Raw genomic sequence first — 18,281 nt, 5'->3', positions numbered from 1 at the left:
GCGACGGCCGCCAACCAGGGTTGGCGCCTACCAGGGCTGCGAATCATGCATTCCCTCGCGCAGGTGATCGATGAACACCCGCAGCTTGGGCGCCATCTGCTCGCGCGCGGGGTAGTACAGGTGGAAGCCGGGGAACGGCGGCTGCCAGTCCTGCAGCACACTCTGCAGTCGCCCAGCGGCGATGTCGTCGGCCATCAGCGAGGCGAAACCCTGGGCCATGCCCAGCCCCGCCAGCACGGCGTGATGGGCGACACCGGCATCGTTGAACGCCAGCCGCCCGCTCACTTCCACGTCCAGGTCGTGGCCTTCGCGGCTGAACTCCCAGGGCATCAGCCGGCCATTGGCCAGGCGGTGCACGATGCAGGCGTGGCCCTGCAGGTCATGCGGGGTCTGCGGCACGCCATGGCGTTCGAAATAGACCGGCGTAGCCACCACCACCTGCCGCTCGGGTGGCCCGACCGGCACCGCGATCATGCCCTGTGCGAGTGATTCGCCCAGGCGGATGCCGGCGTCGAAGCCCTCGGCCACCAGATCGGTCAGCGCTGGGTCGACGCACAGTTCCACCTGCACCTGCGGGTAACGCGCAAGGAAGTCGGGCAGCCGCGGCAGCACCATGCGATCGGCGACGATGCGCGGCAGGGTCACGCGCAGCCGCCCGGCAGGCACCGAGCGCGCGCTGTCCAGTTCGGCAAATGCCTGGTCGATCTGGTCCAGGCCTCCGCGCACGCGCTGCAGGAAACGCGCGCCGTGTTCGGTCAGGCTCACCCGCCGCGTGGTCCGCTGCAGCAGGCGCACGCCCATCCGCGCTTCCAGCGCACGCACGCTCTGCGACAGCGCCGAGGTCGACACGCCCAGCGCGTTGGCGGCGCGGGTGAAGCTGGCATGTTCGGCCACGCGGACAAAGGCGACCACGGCAGTGAGGGGCGCGGAGGCATCCTTTGTGAAGCCAACCTTCAAGGTAAGTCCGTTGGCACGCAGTTTATCCACATGATGGCGTGGAGGATGCTGTGCCCCTCGCCACTGCCCATCCAGGCGTGGCGCCTTCCCCAAGGAGATCCGCATGAAGACCCGTACTCTCGGCCCCGCCGGCCCCACCGTGTCCGCCCTCGGCCTCGGCTGCATGGGCATGAGTGCCTACTACGGCGGCCGCGGCAGTGACGATGACGGCATTGCCGTCATCCGGCACGCGCTGGACCGTGGCGTAACCATGCTCGACACCGCCGATGTGTATGGCCCGCACACCAACGAGGTGCTGGTCGGCCACGCGATTGCCGGGCGCCGCAACCAAGTGTTCCTGGCCAGCAAGTTCGGTATCGGCCTGGACCCGGCTGACCCAAAGGGGCGCCAGGTCAACGGCCGCCCGGACTATGTGCAGGCCGCCTGCGAGGCCAGCCTGCGCCGCCTGGGCGTGGACCACATCGACCTGTACTACCAGCACCGCGTCGACCCGACCGTGCCGATCGAGGACACCGTAGGTGCGATGGCGCGCCTGGTGGAACAGGGCAAGGTGCGCTGGCTGGGCCTGTCCGAGGCCTCGGCGGCTACGCTCCGCCGCGCCCATGCGGTGCACCCGATCACTGCGGTGCAGAGCGAGTACTCGCTGTGGTCGCGCGAGCCGGAGCAGAACGGAGTGCTGGCCGCCACGGCGGAACTGGGCATCGGCTTCGTGCCATATTCGCCGCTGGGCCGTGGCTTCCTGACCGGCGCCATCCGCAGCCCGGATGACTTCGACGCCGATGATTACCGGCGTACCTCGCCCCGCTTCGAAGGCGAAAACTTCCAGCGCAACCTGGCGCTGGTGGACACCGTGCAGGCGCTGGCCGCCGAACGCGGCATCGCCGCCTCGCAGCTGGCGCTGGCCTGGGTGCTGTCGCGCGGCGAGCACATCGTACCGATCCCGGGCACGACGCGACTGGCACGGCTGGACGAGAACCTCGGTGCGCTGCAAGTGGAACTGGATGCGGCCACGCTGGACGCACTGGATGTCGCCTTCCCGCTGCATGCCGCTGCGGGTGAACGCTATTCGGTCAGTGGCATGGCCAACATCGAGTCGTAGGAGCAGCCGGGACGAACGCACACCGGTGGCTGCCGCCGGATTGTGCCGATTCCGGCAGCCTGGCCGGGGCGCAGCGCGCGCCACGCCATGCATGACCCCCGTCAGTGGCAATGCTGCGCTGCGTTCGGTCACACTCGGGAACTTGTCGTTCTCAGTCACCCCTTCCGAGGCCTGCATGTCCCTGCTCCGGCGCAAGTCCCTAGATTCCGTCACCGTCCATGAAGCCGGCCGGCGCCTGGTCCCGACCCTCAGCTGGCCGCACCTGATCGCGCTCGGCATCGGCGCCATCGTCGGCACCGGCATCTACACCCTGATCGGCGTCGGTGCCGACCGCGCCGGCCCCGCTGTGCTGATCTCCTTCGCCATCGCCGGCGCGGTGTGTGCCTGCGCTGCATTGGCCTACGCCGAACTGTCCACGATGATGCCGGCTGCCGGCAGCGCCTATACCTACAGCTACAGCGCGCTGGGCGAGGTCTTCGCCTGGGTGGTGGGCTGGAGCCTGATCCTGGAATACTCGCTGGTGGTGAGTACCGTGGCGGTCGGCTGGTCGGGCTATTTCGTCGGCTTCCTGGAATGGGTGCATACCCAGTTCGGCTGGGACCTGCGCCTGCCGGCCATGCTCGCGGCGGGCCCGCACGTCGATGGCGGCATGATCAACCTGCCCGCCATCGTCATCACCTGGCTGGTGGCACTGATGCTGATGGCCGGTACCAAGGAGAGCGCCACCCTCAACGCGATCCTGGTCGTGTTCAAGCTGATCGCGCTGGCCATCTTCGTGGCGGTGGCCCTGCCGGCGTTCGATACCAACAACCTGCAGCCGTTCATGCCCTACGGCTTCGCCAAGACGCTGGGGCCGGATGGCGTCGAGCGCGGCGTGATGGCCGCAGCGGCAATCATCTTCTTCGCGTTCTACGGCTTCGATGCGATCTCCACCGCCGCCGAAGAAACCAAGAACCCGGCGCGCGACCTGTCCATCGGCATCATCGGCTCGATGGTCGGCTGCACCATCGTGTACGTGCTGGTGGCGCTGGCCGCGATCGGTGCGATGAGCTACACCGTGTTCGGCCAGAGTGCCGAGCCGCTGGCACTGATCATGCGCCAGCTGGGCCAGCCAACCGCCGCGATGCTGATCGGCGTGATCGCCATCATCGCCCTGCCGACCGTGCTGCTGGCCTTCCTGTATGGCCAGAGCCGCATCTTCTTCGTGATGAGTCGCGATGGTCTGCTGCCGCGTGGCCTGTCCAAGGTCAACGCACGTACCGGCACGCCGGTGGCGACCACGCTGTTCACCGCCGTGGTGGTGTCGGCGCTGGCAGGTGTGGCGCGCCTGGACGAGATCGCCGCACTGGCCAATGCCGGCACCCTGGCTGCGTTCACCGCCGTTGGCATCTGCCTGGTGGTGCTGCGCGTGCGTGAGCCGAACCGCGAACGTACCTTCCGCACGCCGTTCGCCTTCATCGTCGGCCCGCTGGCGGCGCTGGGCTGCATCTATCTGTTCATCAGCCTGCCGCACACCACCCAGCTGTACTTCCTGGCGTGGAACGTGGTCGGCCTGGTGCTGTACTTCGCCTACAGCCGCCGCAATGCGCTGATCGGCCGGTAAAGGTAGCGCCGGGCCATGCCCGGCGGTCTTTGGGGATTGCCGGCCAGCGGCCGGCACTACCGCAGGGCGGCTAGCCGCCCTGCTTTGCCGCGTAGTCCTGCGCCTGGCGCATCACCCGCAGCAGGTTGCCGCCCCAGATGGCGGCGATCTGCTGCTCGGTGTAGCCCTTGCGCAACAGCCACGCGGTGATCTTCGGCAGCTGGCTGACATCGGGCAGGTCGCTCAGGCCACCGCCGCCATCCCAGTCCAGGCCAATGCCGACGTGCTCGGGACCGACGACCTTGAGGATGTGTTCGAAGTGGGCGAAGAAGTCGTCCAGGCTGGCGTGGCGCACCGGGTGTTCGTGGTCCAGTGCCTGTTCGGCCTTCTGCAGCGCCACGCCCTGTTCGATGGTCATGCCTTCCCAGCCCCCCAACTGCTTGCTCAGGGCTTCTTCGGCCTGCTTGCGCTCGGGCGACTTGGCGGTGTCGATCAGGTAGCCGCCATACGCGTTCACCTGGATCACGCCGCCCGCCTTGGCCAGCTTGCGCAGGCGTGCGTCGTCGAGGTTGCGTGGGTGGTCATAGATCGCCTTGGCCGAGCTGTGCGACAGCACGAACGGCACCGGCATCATCGCCAGCAGATCGTCGAACACGGCATCGGAGGCGTGCGACTGGTCGATGACGATGCCCAGCTTCACCGCGGAGCGCACCAGGTCCTTACCGGCCGGGCTCAGGCCTTTCCACTCCGCGCCCTTGGGATCGGTGGCCGAATCGGCGAACTCGTTGTTGGCGAAGTGCACGGTGCTGAGCAGGCGCAGGCCCGCACGGTGATAGAACGACAGCAGGCTGGGATCGGCCACCAACGGGCTGGCGTTCTCCATGCTGATGTAGACCACGCGCTTGCCAGCGGCCTTGATGCGCGCTGCGTCATCGGCCGTCAGCGCCAACGCGAAGCGCTCGGGGTTGGCGGCCAGCATCTGCCGGATCTCCAGCAAGCGCTGCAGGCCGTGATCGCGTTCGGCCGGATGCGCAGCGGCAGTGCGATCGCCCTGGTCGGTGTAGATCGCCCAGAACCCGCCATCAAGTGCGCCTTCGACCATGCGCGGGTAATCCACCTGCGAGAGCGCATTGCGGTCGTGCCGCTGCTCGATGTCGAAGCCGTCGCGGCCGAAGTTGGCCGGCGTATCCAGATGGCTGTCCAGGGACAGCAGGCGCTGCTGCAGTGCCTTGGCCCGGGCCAGTTCCTGCGCGCTGAAGTCGATGGCATGGGCGGACAGCGGCGCACTCAGCGCCAGGGCGAGCAGCAGGGACAGGCGACTCAACGAAGGCATGGGCTCTCACCAGCAGAGGGAAGAGCCCGACCATAGCGCTGCTGTCAGCGCTTTAGTAGAGCCGAGCGTAGGCCCGGCGCTACAGGTTGCCGGCCCGTGTCCGGCGTGATGTATTCCCCAGCTCAATCCACCACGCGGCAGAACACGGCCTTCAGGTAACGCGATTCCTGCACGTGGGCCATGAACGGATGGTCCGGACCGGCGCCGGCCACCTTCAGGATCTGGATGGTGCGGCCAGAGAAGTACGCCGCACGACGCAGCATGTCCAGGAACTGGTCCTCGGCCACCAGGCCGGTGCAGGAGAACGTGGCGAACAGGCCACCGGGCTTGACCACGCCAAGCGCCAGCTTGTTCATGTCCAGGTACTTCTTCAGCGCGGTGATCACCTGCTCGCGGTCGCGGGTCATCTTCGCCGGGTCCAGGATCACCACGTCGTACTTCTCGCCGCGGTTGGCCGCATCACGCAGCCACGGGAAGATGTCGGACTGGACGAACTTCGGGCGCACGTTGTTCAGACGCGAATTGCCCTTGGCGATCTGGATGACGTCTTCATCGATGTCGATGCCGACCACTTCCGATGCACCACGCGCGGCCGCATACACCGCGAAACCACCGGTGTTGCAGCACAGGTCGAGCACGCTCTTGCCTTCCACCTGCTGGCTCAGCCACTCACGGTTCTCGCGCTGGTCGGCGAAGAAACCGGTCTTGTGCGCACCGGCCGGGTCGGCGCGGAACTTGATGCCGTACTCGGTGATCACCGACGCTTCGGTGGTGGTGTTGCCGTGGAAGTCGAAGCTTTCCTGCTTCTGCACGTGTTCGTCGGCGAAGCTGTGGAAACGGCAGCCCGGGAACTGTTCGCGCAGGGCGTCATAGATCCACTCGCGGTGGCGGAACATGCCGGCGGCGAAGAACTCCACCACCACCAGGTCGTTGTAACGGTCCACCACCAGGCCGGACAGGCCGTCGCCTTCGCTGTGCACCACGCGCCAGGCGTCGGACACCGCATCAAGCTTCAGCACCTCACGACGCAGCGACACCGCCTGGGCGATCTTGCGCGAGAACCAGCCGGCGTCCACCGGGGTCTGCGGGTCGGTTTCGAGGATGCGTACGGCAATACGCGAATGCCCGTTGTAGAAGCCACGGCCGATGAACTCGCCATCCACGCCGACGACGTCGACGAGGGAGCCGGGCTTGGGCCGGACGGTCGGCTTCTCGACCAGTTTCTGGAAGATCCACGGGTGGCTGGAACGCCACGCGTTCTTGAGGCGGACAACGGGAAGGGGGGTATTCATCCACTTATTGTAAACCGGGCGCCGGGGTCAGATCCCCACAGGGGCTCTGACCCCGGGCCGGTGTGCCAACCAAGGTTGGCACCTACCAGAGCTGGCCCCCGGCCCCAGTGCATTTGACGCCGGCCCGGCCAGGCCGCAGAATCGGCGGCAGAAGGGGAGTAGCTCCCAGACGTTGTCGCCGTCAATTCGAGCCCGCAGGCTCCGGTGCAACGGCAGTTCCGGCCCATCGGAACTGCGAGCGAGACCTTCGCCGTACTGGCGAAGCTCTGTCCCTGGATCCCCTCCCGATCCTCCGTTGCAGATCCTCGCCGTCCGGCTTGAGGCATTTTTCATTTTCCCAACGGACAAACCCATGCAGACGATCGGTAATTTGTGGTTGTGGGGCGGCTTCGCAGCGGTGGTGGTCATCGCCCTGCTGGTCGACCTCGTATTGATGCGCCATGGTGGCCCGCACAAGGTCACTTTCAAGGAAGCCCTGTGGTGGTCCATCGGCTGGGTCGCGCTGGCCCTGGCCTTCAACGGCGGCCTCTGGTTCTACCTGAACGAGACGGCCGGCCAGGTCGTGGCCAACAAGGTCGGCCTGGAGTTCCTGACCGGCTACCTGGTCGAGAAGGCGCTGGCGGTGGACAACATCTTTGTCTTCCTGATGATCATGAGCTACTTCGCGGTGCCGGAGGAACAGCGCCAGAAGGTGCTGATCATCGGCATCTTGGGTGCGATCGTGCTGCGTACGATCATGATCTTCGCAGGCAGCGTGCTGATCACCCAGTTCCATTGGCTGCTCTACGTATTCGGCGCCTTCCTGCTCTTCACCGGCTGGAAGATGTGGTTCGCCGCGGGCCAGGAGCCTGACCTGGAAGCCAATCCGGCCCTGCGCTGGATGCGCAAGCACCTGCGCCTGCTGCCGGACTACGAAGGCAACGCGATGAGCGTCAAGCGCGACGGCGTGCGCTGGTTCACCCCGCTGTTCGCGGTGCTGATCCTGATCGCAGTGACCGACGTGATCTTCGCGGTGGACAGCATCCCGGCGATCTTCGCGATCACCACCGACCCGTTCATCGTGCTGACCTCCAACGTGTTCGCGGTGCTCGGCCTGCGTGCGATGTTCTTCCTGCTGGCCGGCATGGCCGACCGCTTCCACCTGCTGCCGTACGGCCTGGCCCTGGTGCTGGCCTTCATCGGCATCAAGATGATGATCATCGACCTGTTCAAGATCCCGACCCCGATCTCGCTGGGCGTGGTCGCGGTGATCATCGCTGCCACGGTGGTGCTGAGCCTGAAGAATCCGCCGAAGGAAGGCGGCGCCTGATCCAGGCGGATTGAAGGATGCGGCCGGTGGATTGTCCCGCCGGCCGCACCCACTCTCCCGCGGCGGTGGCCTTGGTTTCGCGCCGGCCACCGCCATTGCTGAGGGTATGAACACGAACGCGCCCCTGCCCGCCGGCGACGCGCCGGCCGACCGCAACGACCGCACGCGCATCCTGCGCGCCTTCAATGCCAGCCTGGCCGCCGTGCTGGTGCTGGTGGCCGTGTTCGCCCTGCAGGACCATTTCGACTGGCGACCCTGGGCCGTGGCACCGCTGGAAGCCAAGGGACTGCTCGGCCTGATCGGCGGACCGCTGCTGCATGCATCGATCGAACACATCGCCGCCAACAGCGCCGCGATCCTGATCCTCGGCACCCTCGCCGGCAGCGTCTATCCCAAGGCCACGCTACGTGCCCTGCCCCTGCTCTGGGTCGGTTCGGGCATCGGTGCGTGGATGCTGGGCAACCCCGGCAGCTTCCATCTCGGCGCCAGTGGCGTCACCCACGGCCTGATGTTCCTGCTGGCCAGCCTCGGCCTGCTGCGCCGCGACCGCGCGGCCATCGCCACCGGGCTGATCGGCATGCTGTTCTACGGCGGCATGCTGATGACCGTGCTGCCGCACGCGGATGGCGTGTCCTGGCAATCGCACATGGGCGGTGCCTTCGCCGGCATCATCGCCGCGCTGCTGTTCCGCAATGCCGACCCGCTGCCGCCACGCCCGCGCTACGGCTGGGAGGACGAGGAAGACGAGGCCGAGCCGCTGGCCGACGACGAACTCGAGCCGCCGTCGCCGCAGCGCGTGCCGGTGCTGTGGCAGCCGCGCGAAGGGCAGGACTATGTGGTCGTCCCGTTCCGCCGGCCGGAAGACCCGCGGGTTGAGCGGTGGCGGGGTCGGATCCCCGAAGGGGCTCTGACCCCGATCACCGACGATCCGGTAGCCGCCGACCTTGGTCGGCGCTCCTGCATACGACGTTCATGACCCCACGGCGACCGCATGCCAACCAAGGTTGGCATCTATCACCGGCGCATCAATCCGCTGCGTTTCCCGCCGCGCCCATTCCATCCACCGCCTGCCGGCCCAGTGCCGGGTCATCGGTGAAGAAGGCATCGATGCCGGTCGCCAGATAGGCGCGCATCTCGGCGATCGACCCTTCCGCATTGCGCGCGTTGTCGGCACCCTTGCGCAGGTTGCTGGCCTGGAAGTGGTTCTCCGGGCGGAACGTATACGGGATCACCATCAGGCCCACCGCGTGCGCATCGCGCACCAGCGACGTCGGCGTGCCCAGCGCACCGTTGGCATCCAGCGGGATAATCGAGCGCAGCTCCGGGCCGATGCCATCGGCATAGGCCGCGATGTCCTTCAGTCCTGCCGGAGTCATCATCTGCGCATAGGTCAGCGCGCCCCCCGCCTTGGCGATGTCGGCCGGCTGGGTATCGCCCTTCCACAGCAGCTGCAGCAGGCGGATGTTGCTGCCACGCGGGATCTTGCCGCGCAGGTAACGCAGGTTGGCGGTCTCGAACGACTGGATGGTGACCGGGCCTACGTTGGTATAGGCGTTGCCACGCAGCGCAGCCAGCACCTTGTCTTCCATCGGCAGGCCGATCGACTGGAAATAGGTCGGGTGCTTGATCTCCGGCACCAGGCCAATGCCGCGGTTGGCACGCCCGGCCTGCTGCACCAGGAACGCCAGGATCTCGTCCAGGCTGGCGATGCGGAACTGGCCGTCATAGGCGGTGCTGCGGAACTCCGGCAGGCGCTCGCGGGCGTACAGGGTCTTCAGCTCGGCCAGGGTGAAGTCTTCGGTGAACCAGCCTTCGACCGTCTGCCCATCGATGACCTTGCGGGTCTTCCGCTTGGCGAATTCCTTGTGCTCGGCCACATCGGTGGTGCCACCGATCTCGTTCTCGTGGCGGGCCACCATCACCCCGTCCTTGGTCATCACCAGGTCCGGTTCGATGTAATCGGCACCGTCGGCGATGGCCTGCGCATAGGCCGCCAAGGTGTGCTCGGGCAGCAGCGCGCTTGCGCCGCGATGACCGTAGACCGACACCTTGGGCGCGGCCGGAGGGGTGGATTCAGCACTCATGGCCACCGATGGTGCCACGGCCAGCGACAACAGCAACGCACGACCCCACGACTTCACTGCGACTTCCCCAAGCGGTTTGTGATGGGCGTCAGTATGCGGCGGGAATGTGACAGGTTGGGGGAGCCGGGGTCGGATCCCTGAAGGGGCTCCGACCCCAATCTGCCAGATACGGATCTCCAAGATCCGGTAGTCGCCGACCTTGGTCGGCGCTCTGCTCTTGGGGTTCCATGGCCCCGGATGCCCGGTGCCAACCAAGGTTGGCATCTACCAGAGCGTGAGCCGTGCGATTGATCGATGTCGGGGATCAGAGCCCCTTCGGGGATCTGACCCGGCCTTATTTGCCGATGCAGAAACTGGAGAAAATCCTTCCCAGCAGGTCATCGGCACTCATCTGCCCGGTGATTTCACCCAGCGCATCGTGCGCCAGCCGCAGCTCTTCCGCTGCCAGCTCCAGGTGCTCGTGCACCAGCTCTCCGTCCGCCCGCTGCGCATGTTCCTGCGCGCGCTCGATGGCATCCACGTGGCGGGTACGCGCGGAGAACTCACCGTCCACCTGCTCCCCCGCGCCGGCCGAGGCGATCGAACGCAGACGCGCATGCAGGTCGTCCAGTCCCGCGCCGGTAGCGGCCGAGACGAACAAACGATCCGGATCGTCCTGCTCGGGTGTTCCCAACAGCAGATCCGACTTGTTGTGGATGAACACCTTGTGCGGCACCGCCAGCGCGGCCTCACCGATGGCTGCTTCGCCCGCCGCCGGGTCGCGCGCATCCAGCACGATCAAGGCCAGATCGGTGCGCTCGATCTCGGCGCGAGCGCGGCGCATGCCTTCGCGTTCGATGGCATCGCCGCCATCGCGCAGGCCGGCGGTGTCGACCAGGGTCAGTTCAAGTCCGTCCAGTCGGATGGTCTCGCGCAGCGTGTCGCGGGTGGTGCCGGCGATGTCGGTGACGATGGCACGCTCGCTGCCGGCCAGCGCGTTCAACAGTGAACTCTTGCCGGCATTCGGTGGGCCGATCAGCACGGCATGCAGGCCATCGCGCAGGCGACGGCCGCGCTCGGCATCACGACGCAGCAAGGCCAGGTCGCTGCGGGCTTGCTCGAGCCCGCGCCGCACCTGTGCACCGCCCAGCGTGTCCAGCGGCTCATCGGCGAAATCGATGGCCGCTTCCACGTGGATGCGCAGCAGCACCAGCTGTTCAACCACTGCGTCGATACGACGCGAGAACACACCATCCAGCGAACGGCGTGCAGCACGTGCGGCGCGGTTGTCACCGGCGGCGATCAGATCGGCGATGGCTTCGGCCTGGGCCAGGTCGAGCTTGCCGTTGAGAAACGCGCGCTCGCTGAACTCGCCCGGCCGCGCCTGGCGCGCGCCCAGCGCGATGCAGCGTGCAACCAGTTGCTGCAGCAACACCGGGCTGCCATGGCCCTGCAGCTCCACCACTTCTTCGCCGGTGAAGCTGTTTGGTGCCGGGAACCACAGCACGATGCCATCGTCGATTACCTCACCGTCGGCATCGCGCAGGCGCGCGTAGTGCGCATGGCGCGGGCGCAGCGTCGGTGCGCCGAGCGCGTTGGCGATGGCTGCGGCGCGCGGGCCTGACAGGCGCAGCAGGCCGACGCCTCCCGCACCGGGTGCGCTGGCGATGGCTACGATGGTGTCGGTACGGATCGCGTCGTTCATTGCTCAGAGCTTCTCCAGCTGCGCGCGCGCCTGTGCCGCACCACTGCCTTGCGGCTGCAGCGCCAGGTAGGTGGTGTAGGCCTGCTTCGCCTTGGCCTTCTCGCCCGCGTGGAAGTAGGCATCGCCCAGGTTGAGATGGGCCACCGCGCGCGACGGATCGATCTTCAGTGTGTTCTCCAGCCAACGCGCCGCTTCGGCGTAGCGTTGCTGGCGGTAGTAGACGAAGCCGAGGTTGTTGGCCGCCTGGGCGAAATCCGGGCGCAGCTTCAACGCCTCGGCGAACTGCACGGCAGCTTCGTCGTAGCGCTTCTCGCGGTACAGCTGCAGGCCACGGTCGTTGGCCTGCTGCGAGCGCTGGCGGTCCGAGGCCGGTCCGGCCGTCGGCACCACCAGCTTGGCCTTGCCGCCCTGCAGGTCGGCCACGGTCACTGGCGCCTCACTGTTCTTGGCGTCCTGGGCGGCATCAACCTTGTTGTTCAGGGCGATCGCATCGGCAGTCAGCTGGCGCGTGTCGGCGTTGAGGTATTCCTGGCTGTCCGGCACCTGGAACACGAACTCGCCGCCCTGCGAGCCGGGCAGGCTGCCGAACGCAGGCGTCTGGTGCGAGACCGCCGACACCGCCGGCGCCACATAGGCGGCCAGCTCGGTACCGGTGATCAGGCCATCGCCATTGAGGTCGCCCTTGCCGGCCAATGCCTGCAGCAGCACCCAGGTAAACACCGAGTGTCCGTTCGGGCCGGCATCGGCCACCTGCTGGTCGGCGCCGCCGGCGGTCAGCATCTGCCGCGCGCTGCGGCGCGCGTTCTCGCGCAGGAACGACGACGAGGACGGACCGCCGCGGGTCAGGCCGAGGCCGCTGTAGCAGGCATCCATCACGAACATCACATGCTTGGCCTGCATGCTCTCGGCGATGTTCTGGATGTCGGTCATCGCGATGGCGTCGGTGGCGAATTCCTTCGGGTCCGAATCGACCGGGATGATGTAGCCGAGGTCACGACCAGAGGCGAGCTGGCGCGTCGCGCCATGGCCGGCGAAGAACACGAACACGCGATCATTCCTGCCGGTGCGGTCATCGGACAACCGGTCGTGGAAGGCGGCCAGGATGTTGTTGCGGGTGGCCTGTTCGTTCTTCAGCACGATCACCTGCGAGGACGGGAAGCCGAACTGCCCGGTCAGCGTATCGGCCACCGCCTGCGCGTCGTGGCTGGCGTACTCCAGCTTCGGCCACTTGGCGTAGTTGTCGATGCCGACCACGATCGCCCACGATTTTTCATAGCCGGTGGTGACGGTGGCATCGCGGTCGCTGCCCTTGCGCGGGCGGGCGACGCTGAAGTCGCGGCCATTCCAGCCAGCGAACTGGTAGCCGTCGGCGATCAGCCGATCCAGGATCTGCGGCAGTGCCTTCACCGCGCGGTCGTGGATATCGTGGAACAGGATGATGCCGCGCTGTTCCTTGTTCACCTGGTCGAGCACGCGCTGCACGATCGACTCAGGCACCGGGTCGGCCCAGTCCATCGAATCGATGTTCCACATGATCGACTTCAGACCCGCTTCGTTCAGCAGCTGCAGGCCTTCGGCGTTGCGCGCGCCATACGGGAAGCGGAACAGCGGCGCGCGCTTGCTGTCGACGTCCTTCAGCAGGGTGTCGGTGTCCAGCACCTGCTGGCGTAGCGCATCGCCGGTGGTACGCGACAGCTGCGCATGGGTCAGGCTGTGGTTGCCGACGGCGTAGCCCTCTTCCATCAGGTTGCGGCTGATCTTCGCCATCGGCCCGAGGCTGACCTTGCCGTCGGTCTCGACCTTGCCGAGGTTGCGGCCGACCTCGAAGAACACGCCCGGTACGTCGTAGCGCTTGAGGATGGCCACGACTTCATCGGTATATGCCTTGTGCGGGCCATCGTCGAAGGTCAGCACCACCGTCTTCGGCGGCAGGTCGCGGCCGAAGATCTCGCGGTCGCTGTCCTTCATCGACATCGGGTACGGCTCGATCACGCCGTAGTCGCGCAGGATCGCTTCGCGGCTGTAGTCCTTGTGCAGGTGCGCGATGTAGTCGTCCCACTTCTCGCGCTTCAGTTCGATGGCACGGGTGCGCTCGAAGCGGCTGAAGATGCGGGTCAGTTCCTGGTTGTAGTTGCGCTCGATCTCGTCCAGCGCCTCCAGGTCTTCGCCGATGCGCTGGTGCAGCTTCACCGCCGGCAACGAGGAATCGGCGCCGATGCGTTCGTGCAGATCACGCAGCACCTCGCGGAACGCCAGGCGATCGGCATCGAACAGTTCCGGCGCCGATTCGATGTAATCCAGCACCGTGCCCAGGGTAGCGAAGCGCTGCGGGCTGCTACCGCGCAGCAGCGTGTCGAACTGCGCGGCAATGGCGCTGCGCTGTTCCAGGCCATCGTGGAACAGCTGCTGGCCGATGCGGGTGGAGGTGGTGCGATCGGCCGCGGACTGCTTTTCCTCATCGGCCAGCAGCACGATGATCCGGCGATAGCCGTCGAGCTGCTTCTGCAATGCGCCCAGCAGCGGTGCTGCGGCCGGGTCGGCGGCAGCGGCAGCCTGTGCGCTCGGCTGGGTAACCGCCGCCGGTGCCTGCGCGTCCTTGTCGCCGCAGCCGGCCACGAGCAGGGTCAGCAGCAGGCTGGGCAGGAACAGGCGGAACGACGGCGCACGCGGCATGGCGGACTCGAACAAAGGGGGATGGTGTGCCGGCGATTCTAACGCCGCATGCGAAAAGCCCGCCTTGCGGCGGGCCTTTGCTGGGTCGATCGACCCTGGGAAGCAGTCGACCAAGGTCGACGTCTACCTCTTACTTTTTCTTGGCCGGGGCGGTGGCCGCCGTGGCCAGCACCGGATCGCTGCCGTGACGCTTGGTCATCCACCACTGCTGCAGCAGGCCCAGGCCACCGTTGACCACCCAGTACAGGACCAGGCCGGACGGCATGAAGGCCATCATGACACCGAACACCAGCGGCATGAACTGCATCATCTTCTGCTGCATCGGGTCCATGCCCGGTGCCGGCGTCAGCTTCTGGGTGAACCACATCACCGCCACGTTGATCACCGGCAGGATGAAGTACGGATCGCGTGCGGTCAGGTCCTGGATCCAGCCGAACCAGGGCGCCTGGCGCAGTTCGACCGATTCCACCAGCACCCAGTACAGGGCGAAGAAGATCGGCATCTGGATGAGGATCGGCAGACAGCCGCCCATCGGATTGATCTTCTCCTTCTTGTACAGCTCCATCATCGCGGTCTGGAACTTCTGGCGGTCATCGCCATAGCGTTCCTTCAACTGCGCGATGCGCGGCTGGAAGCGACGCATCTTGGCGCCACTCTTGTACTGCGTCGCCGACAGCGGGTACAGCACGATCTTCAGCAGCACCACCAGGCCAACGATGGCCCAGCCCCAGTTGCCCACCAGCTTGTGCACCTGGTTGAGCACCCAGAACAGGCCCTGGCCGATCACCGCCATCATCGAGAAGCGGCTGTAGTCGACCACACGGTCCAGACCCGGCACGTCTTCCTTGGCGATCAGGTTGACCAGCTTCGGGCCGACCCACAGGCGGGCCTCGGTGCTGGTGGACTGGCCGGGGGCCACGGTGAAGGCCGGGCCGCGCGCTTCGATCAGGTCACGACCGGCCACCTGCGACAGCACGTAGTGTGCGGTCTGGTCCTTCTGCGGGATCCAGGCGGTGAAGAAGTGGTGCTGCAGCATCGCCAGCCAACCACCGGTGATGTTCTGGTTCAGCGCGCCATCGTCCAGGTAATCCTTGAACGCACGACGCTGGTACTTCTTGTCGTTGTCGTACCAGGTGGCACCGTTGAAGCTGAACGAGTCCGGGTTGGTCATGCTCCGCGACAGGATGGTCGGGGTGCGGTCCAGGGTGCGGTAGACGTAGCCGTTCCACGGCGCGGCGCCAGCGTTGCTGACTTCGTCCTTGAAGCGGATCGCATACTCGTTGCGGCCCACGATCAGGGTGCGCTTGATGGTCACGCCGTTGTCGGCGGTCCACACGAACGGGACCTGCAGTTCGTTCTGGCCATTGGCCAGCACGAAGTCGCGGGTATCACCGACCAGCTTGAAGCCGTCGACGCCCGGCACCGGGGTGTTCTTGTCTTCGCTCGCCCAGCCGCTGATCGCGCTGTACGGATGTGCGGGATCTTCGGTCAGCAGGCGTACCGGCGGGCTGCCTTCGTCCTTGCTCTGCGGGAACTGCAGCAGTTCGGCATCGAGCACGCGGCCACCATCGAGCACCAGGCGCAGCACGTCGGTGGTGATGGTCACGCGCTGTGCGGACGGGGTGGCGCTGGCCTGGGCCTGTACAGCGGCCTGGCCCGGGGCACCGGGAACCTGTGCGCTGGGGATGCTGCCCGGGGTTGCACCCGGAACGCTCTGTGCGGCGGCCGGGGCCGAGCTGGTCGTCGGCGCCGGGGTCGGGGCGGACTTCTCACGGCTCCACTCCATCCACAGCAGCACGGCCACCATCAGCCAGGCAAAGATCAGGAAAACACGGGTCTGGTTCATCAGCAGGCAGGCTCAGCGGGGCCGGGACGCGGTGCCGGCTCGGTGACGGAGGAAATGGCAATGCCATCAGGCGGCGGCATTGTGCCGTCCACGCCCGGCGCGGGCAATGCGCGCAGGCGCCGCAACAGGCGCAGGAAGGCCTGGCGGATATCTTCGTTGCTGGCGTGACGCGCAGCAGTACGAGCCACGACGACGAAGTCGCCTGGCTGTATGTCGGTTCGTGTCTGACGCAAGGCGTCGCGCAGGACGCGCTTGATCCGGTTACGCCCAACGGCGTGAGGATCGACCTTGCGGGAAACCGCCAGACCCAGCCTGGCCGGCCGGTCAGCCGGTAGCCAGTGCAGGGTCATCAGCGGATCGGACACACGGCGGGCGCCGTTGAAGACCGTTGAATATTCGGCACGCGTGCGAACCCGCGCAGAGCGAGGGAATCGCTTGCGCGGGTCTGCAGTATTCACTGTCGAATGGATTGCGTCTGCCGCTGGATGCGGCATGGCAATCAGGCGCTCAGGACTTTGCGGCCCTTGGCGCGGCGACGCGACAGGATCTTGCGGCCGTCAGCGGTCTTCATACGGGCACGGAAGCCGTGGTCGCGCTTACGCTTGAGGTTGCTGGGCTGGAAGGTGCGCTTGGTGGCCATGTGGGCCTCTCGTATGAATGGGACGGAAAGAACCGGAAATTTTAGAGAGGTATCCCCCCTCCCGTCAACCCCTGTCTGCTACGCCAATTCACCGGGCTGTGCAATAGCTGTGGATCTTTTTGTGAATAAGTAGGGGACAAGCATTCCGAAGGCGGGCGCTCGGTGGTAGGCTGAGCCATCCATTTCCCCCCTTTCAGGCCTGTGTTTGGGCGCCTTTTCGCGCCTATGCATCGGCCACCGGACAATTATTGCTGATGGATGCCTGGTCACGTAGTCTCGAGCGACTCGAGGCGGAGTTCCCGCCCGAGGATGTTCACACCTGGTTGAAGCCGCTGCAGGCCGATCTGCGCGCTGACAGCCTGGTGCTGTATGCACCGAATGCCTTCATTGTCGATCAGGTGCGCGAGCTGTACCTGCCGCGGATCCGCGAGCTGGTCACCCACTTTGCCGGTTTCGGCGACGTTTTTCTTGAAATCGGCTCGCGTCCGCGTCCCGTGGACGCGCAGATCGCGCCGGTTTCCAGCCATTCGGCGCAGGCGCCGGTGCAGCCGCAGGTCCCGTTCGCCGGCAACCTGGACAACCACTACACCTTCGCCAACTTCGTCGAAGGCCGCAGCAACCAGCTGGGTCTGGCCGCAGCATTCCAGGCGGCACAGAAGCCGGGCGACCGGGCGCACAATCCGCTGCTGTTGTACGGGGGCACCGGCCTGGGCAAGACCCACCTGATGTTCGCTGCCGGCAACGCGATGCGCCAGGCCAATCCGGGCGCCAAGGTGTTGTACCTGCGTTCGGAACAGTTCTTCAGCGCCATGATCCGGGCCTTGCAGGAAAAGACCATGGATCAGTTCAAGCGCCAGTTCCAGCAGGTCGACGCGCTGCTGATCGATGACATCCAGTTCTTCGCAGGCAAGGACCGCACCCAGGAAGAGTTCTTCCACACCTTCAACGCGTTGTTCGATGGCAAGCAGCAGATCATCCTGACCTGCGACCGCTATCCGCGCGAAGTCGAAGGCCTGGAAGCGCGCCTGAAGTCGCGGCTTGCCTGGGGCCTGTCGGTCGCGATCGAGCCGCCGGACTTCGAGACCCGCGCTGCGATCGTGCTGGCCAAAGCCCGCGAGCGTGGTGCCGAGATTCCCGATGACGTTGCGTTCCTGATTGCCAAGAAAATGCGCTCCAATGTGCGCGACCTCGAGGGCGCGCTGAATACCCTGACCGCCCGCGCCAACTTCACTGGCCGTGCGATCACCACCGAATTCGCCCAGGAAACCCTGCGCGACCTGCTGCGCGCCCAGCAGCAGGCGATCAGCATTCCCAACATCCAGAAAACCGTTGCCGACTACTACGGGCTGCAGATCAAGGATCTGCTGTCCAAGCGTCGGACCCGGTCGCTGGCCCGTCCGCGTCAGGTTGCCATGGCGCTGACCAAGGAACTGACCGAACACAGCCTGCCCGAAATCGGCGACGCCTTTGCCGGTCGTGATCACACCACGGTGCTGCATGCCTGCCGGCAGATCCGCACCCTGATGGAAGCCGACGGCAAGCTCCGCGAGGACTGGGACAAGCTGATCCGGAAGCTGAGCGAATGATGCACGTACGCCGATGAGGCGTCACCGCATAAAACGGTGCAGAATCCGGTAGCAAGCGCGGGACAGGGTGTGGATAAAAATGCCGTTGGATTTCGCGGAAGATTTATCCACAGCTTTCCCCACCCCTTGGGGGCTGGTAATGCAGAGGGTTTCGAAGCCTGAAACCCTTTTGTTTACAAAGACTTAGCTGTGTTTT

The 18,281-nt window shown here is 66.1% G+C and carries 13 protein-coding genes and 1 pseudogene; 5 read left to right on the top strand and 9 right to left on the bottom strand.

What is annotated here, in order from left to right:
* Nucleotides 1-27: 27 nt before the first annotated feature.
* Nucleotides 28-957, bottom strand: a complete 930-nt coding sequence (locus H3005_RS12675; RefSeq protein ID WP_223880224.1) for a LysR family transcriptional regulator — start codon at nt 955-957, stop codon at nt 28-30.
* Nucleotides 958-1,060: 103 nt separating this feature from the next.
* Here H3005_RS12675 and H3005_RS12670 point away from each other — a divergent pair, with 103 nt between their 5' ends.
* Complete coding sequence (locus tag H3005_RS12670) at nt 1,061-2,056, top strand: aldo/keto reductase (protein ID WP_100554264.1); 996 nt, start codon at nt 1,061-1,063, stop codon at nt 2,054-2,056.
* Between the two features lie 175 nt (nt 2,057-2,231).
* A complete protein-coding gene (locus H3005_RS12665; protein WP_100554265.1) occupies nt 2,232-3,659 on the top strand; it encodes an amino acid permease in 1,428 nt (475 codons plus the stop codon).
* Nucleotides 3,660-3,729: 70 nt separating this feature from the next.
* Here H3005_RS12665 and H3005_RS12660 read toward each other — a convergent pair whose 3' ends face one another.
* The gene (locus H3005_RS12660) at nt 3,730-4,971 is read right to left on the bottom strand and encodes a dipeptidase (RefSeq protein WP_191078323.1); all 1,242 of its coding nucleotides are present in this window, start codon (nt 4,969-4,971) and stop codon (nt 3,730-3,732) included.
* A 122-nt stretch (nt 4,972-5,093) separates the two neighbouring features.
* Entirely contained in the window at nt 5,094-6,263 is a 1,170-nt protein-coding gene (locus H3005_RS12655; RefSeq protein ID WP_180164790.1) for a class I SAM-dependent rRNA methyltransferase, read from the bottom strand.
* Between the two features lie 352 nt (nt 6,264-6,615).
* On the opposite strand from H3005_RS12655, the gene H3005_RS12650 reads away from it, so the two are divergent.
* Both H3005_RS12650 and H3005_RS12645 read left to right on the top strand, forming a co-directional pair.
* Entirely contained in the window at nt 6,616-7,572 is a 957-nt protein-coding gene (locus H3005_RS12650; protein WP_025875596.1) for a TerC family protein, read from the top strand.
* Nucleotides 7,573-7,678: 106 nt separating this feature from the next.
* A pseudogene (locus tag H3005_RS12645) lies at nt 7,679-8,443 on the top strand (rhomboid family intramembrane serine protease); the annotation flags it as partial.
* Between the two features lie 154 nt (nt 8,444-8,597).
* Here the strand turns inward: H3005_RS12645 and H3005_RS12640 are convergent.
* The 6 genes from H3005_RS12640 to rpmH all read right to left on the bottom strand — a co-directional run bounded on the left by H3005_RS12640 (nt 8,598) and on the right by rpmH (nt 16,499).
* On the bottom strand, nt 8,598-9,713 hold the full coding sequence (locus tag H3005_RS12640) for a glycerophosphodiester phosphodiesterase (protein WP_191078322.1): 1,116 nt from the start codon (nt 9,711-9,713) through the stop codon (nt 8,598-8,600).
* A 277-nt stretch (nt 9,714-9,990) separates the two neighbouring features.
* Nucleotides 9,991-11,340, bottom strand: a complete 1,350-nt coding sequence (gene mnmE, locus H3005_RS12635) for a tRNA uridine-5-carboxymethylaminomethyl(34) synthesis GTPase MnmE (protein WP_191078321.1) — start codon at nt 11,338-11,340, stop codon at nt 9,991-9,993.
* Nucleotides 11,341-11,343: 3 nt separating this feature from the next.
* Nucleotides 11,344-14,013: a polysaccharide deacetylase family protein gene (locus H3005_RS12630; RefSeq protein ID WP_191078320.1), complete on the bottom strand. Its 2,670-nt coding sequence runs from the start codon at nt 14,011-14,013 to the stop codon at nt 11,344-11,346.
* Nucleotides 14,014-14,143: 130 nt separating this feature from the next.
* A complete protein-coding gene (gene yidC / locus H3005_RS12625) occupies nt 14,144-15,859 on the bottom strand; it encodes a membrane protein insertase YidC (protein ID WP_191078319.1) in 1,716 nt (571 codons plus the stop codon).
* Entirely contained in the window at nt 15,859-16,353 is a 495-nt protein-coding gene (rnpA, locus tag H3005_RS12620) for a ribonuclease P protein component (protein ID WP_025875580.1), read from the bottom strand. Before rnpA ends, yidC begins: the two co-directional genes overlap by 1 nt.
* 5 nt (nt 16,354-16,358) lie before the next feature.
* Complete coding sequence (gene rpmH / locus H3005_RS12615; RefSeq protein ID WP_006404565.1) at nt 16,359-16,499, bottom strand: 50S ribosomal protein L34; 141 nt, start codon at nt 16,497-16,499, stop codon at nt 16,359-16,361.
* Between the two features lie 254 nt (nt 16,500-16,753).
* On the opposite strand from rpmH, the gene dnaA reads away from it, so the two are divergent.
* Nucleotides 16,754-18,085, top strand: a complete 1,332-nt coding sequence (dnaA, locus tag H3005_RS12610; protein WP_089241915.1) for a chromosomal replication initiator protein DnaA — start codon at nt 16,754-16,756, stop codon at nt 18,083-18,085.
* The last annotated feature ends 196 nt before the right edge of the window (nt 18,086-18,281 follow it).

It is taken from the genome of Stenotrophomonas sp. Br8, from assembly GCF_014763005.1.
GTDB classification, from domain to species: Bacteria; Pseudomonadota; Gammaproteobacteria; order Xanthomonadales; family Xanthomonadaceae; genus Stenotrophomonas; species Stenotrophomonas lactitubi.
This window is presented reverse-complemented; position numbering and strand designations above follow the sequence as displayed.

Bases quoted from the DNA above. Each gene is read 5' to 3' on its own strand.
- yidC (WP_191078319.1), bottom strand. From the start codon at position 15,859: ATGAACCAGACCCGTGTTTTCCTGATCTTTGCCTGGCTGATGGTGGCC.
- rpmH (WP_006404565.1), bottom strand. From the start codon at position 16,499: ATGGCCACCAAGCGCACCTTCCAGCCCAGCAACCTCAAGCGTAAGCGC.
- rnpA (WP_025875580.1), bottom strand. From the start codon at position 16,353: ATGCCGCATCCAGCGGCAGACGCAATCCATTCGACAGTGAATACTGCA.
- dnaA (WP_089241915.1), top strand. From the start codon at position 16,754: ATGGATGCCTGGTCACGTAGTCTCGAGCGACTCGAGGCGGAGTTCCCG.
- H3005_RS12660 (WP_191078323.1), bottom strand. From the start codon at position 4,971: ATGCCTTCGTTGAGTCGCCTGTCCCTGCTGCTCGCCCTGGCGCTGAGT.
- H3005_RS12630 (WP_191078320.1), bottom strand. From the start codon at position 14,013: ATGCCGCGTGCGCCGTCGTTCCGCCTGTTCCTGCCCAGCCTGCTGCTG.
- mnmE (WP_191078321.1), bottom strand. From the start codon at position 11,340: ATGAACGACGCGATCCGTACCGACACCATCGTAGCCATCGCCAGCGCA.
- H3005_RS12670 (WP_100554264.1), top strand. From the start codon at position 1,061: ATGAAGACCCGTACTCTCGGCCCCGCCGGCCCCACCGTGTCCGCCCTC.
- H3005_RS12655 (WP_180164790.1), bottom strand. From the start codon at position 6,263: ATGAATACCCCCCTTCCCGTTGTCCGCCTCAAGAACGCGTGGCGTTCC.
- H3005_RS12665 (WP_100554265.1), top strand. From the start codon at position 2,232: ATGTCCCTGCTCCGGCGCAAGTCCCTAGATTCCGTCACCGTCCATGAA.
- H3005_RS12650 (WP_025875596.1), top strand. From the start codon at position 6,616: ATGCAGACGATCGGTAATTTGTGGTTGTGGGGCGGCTTCGCAGCGGTG.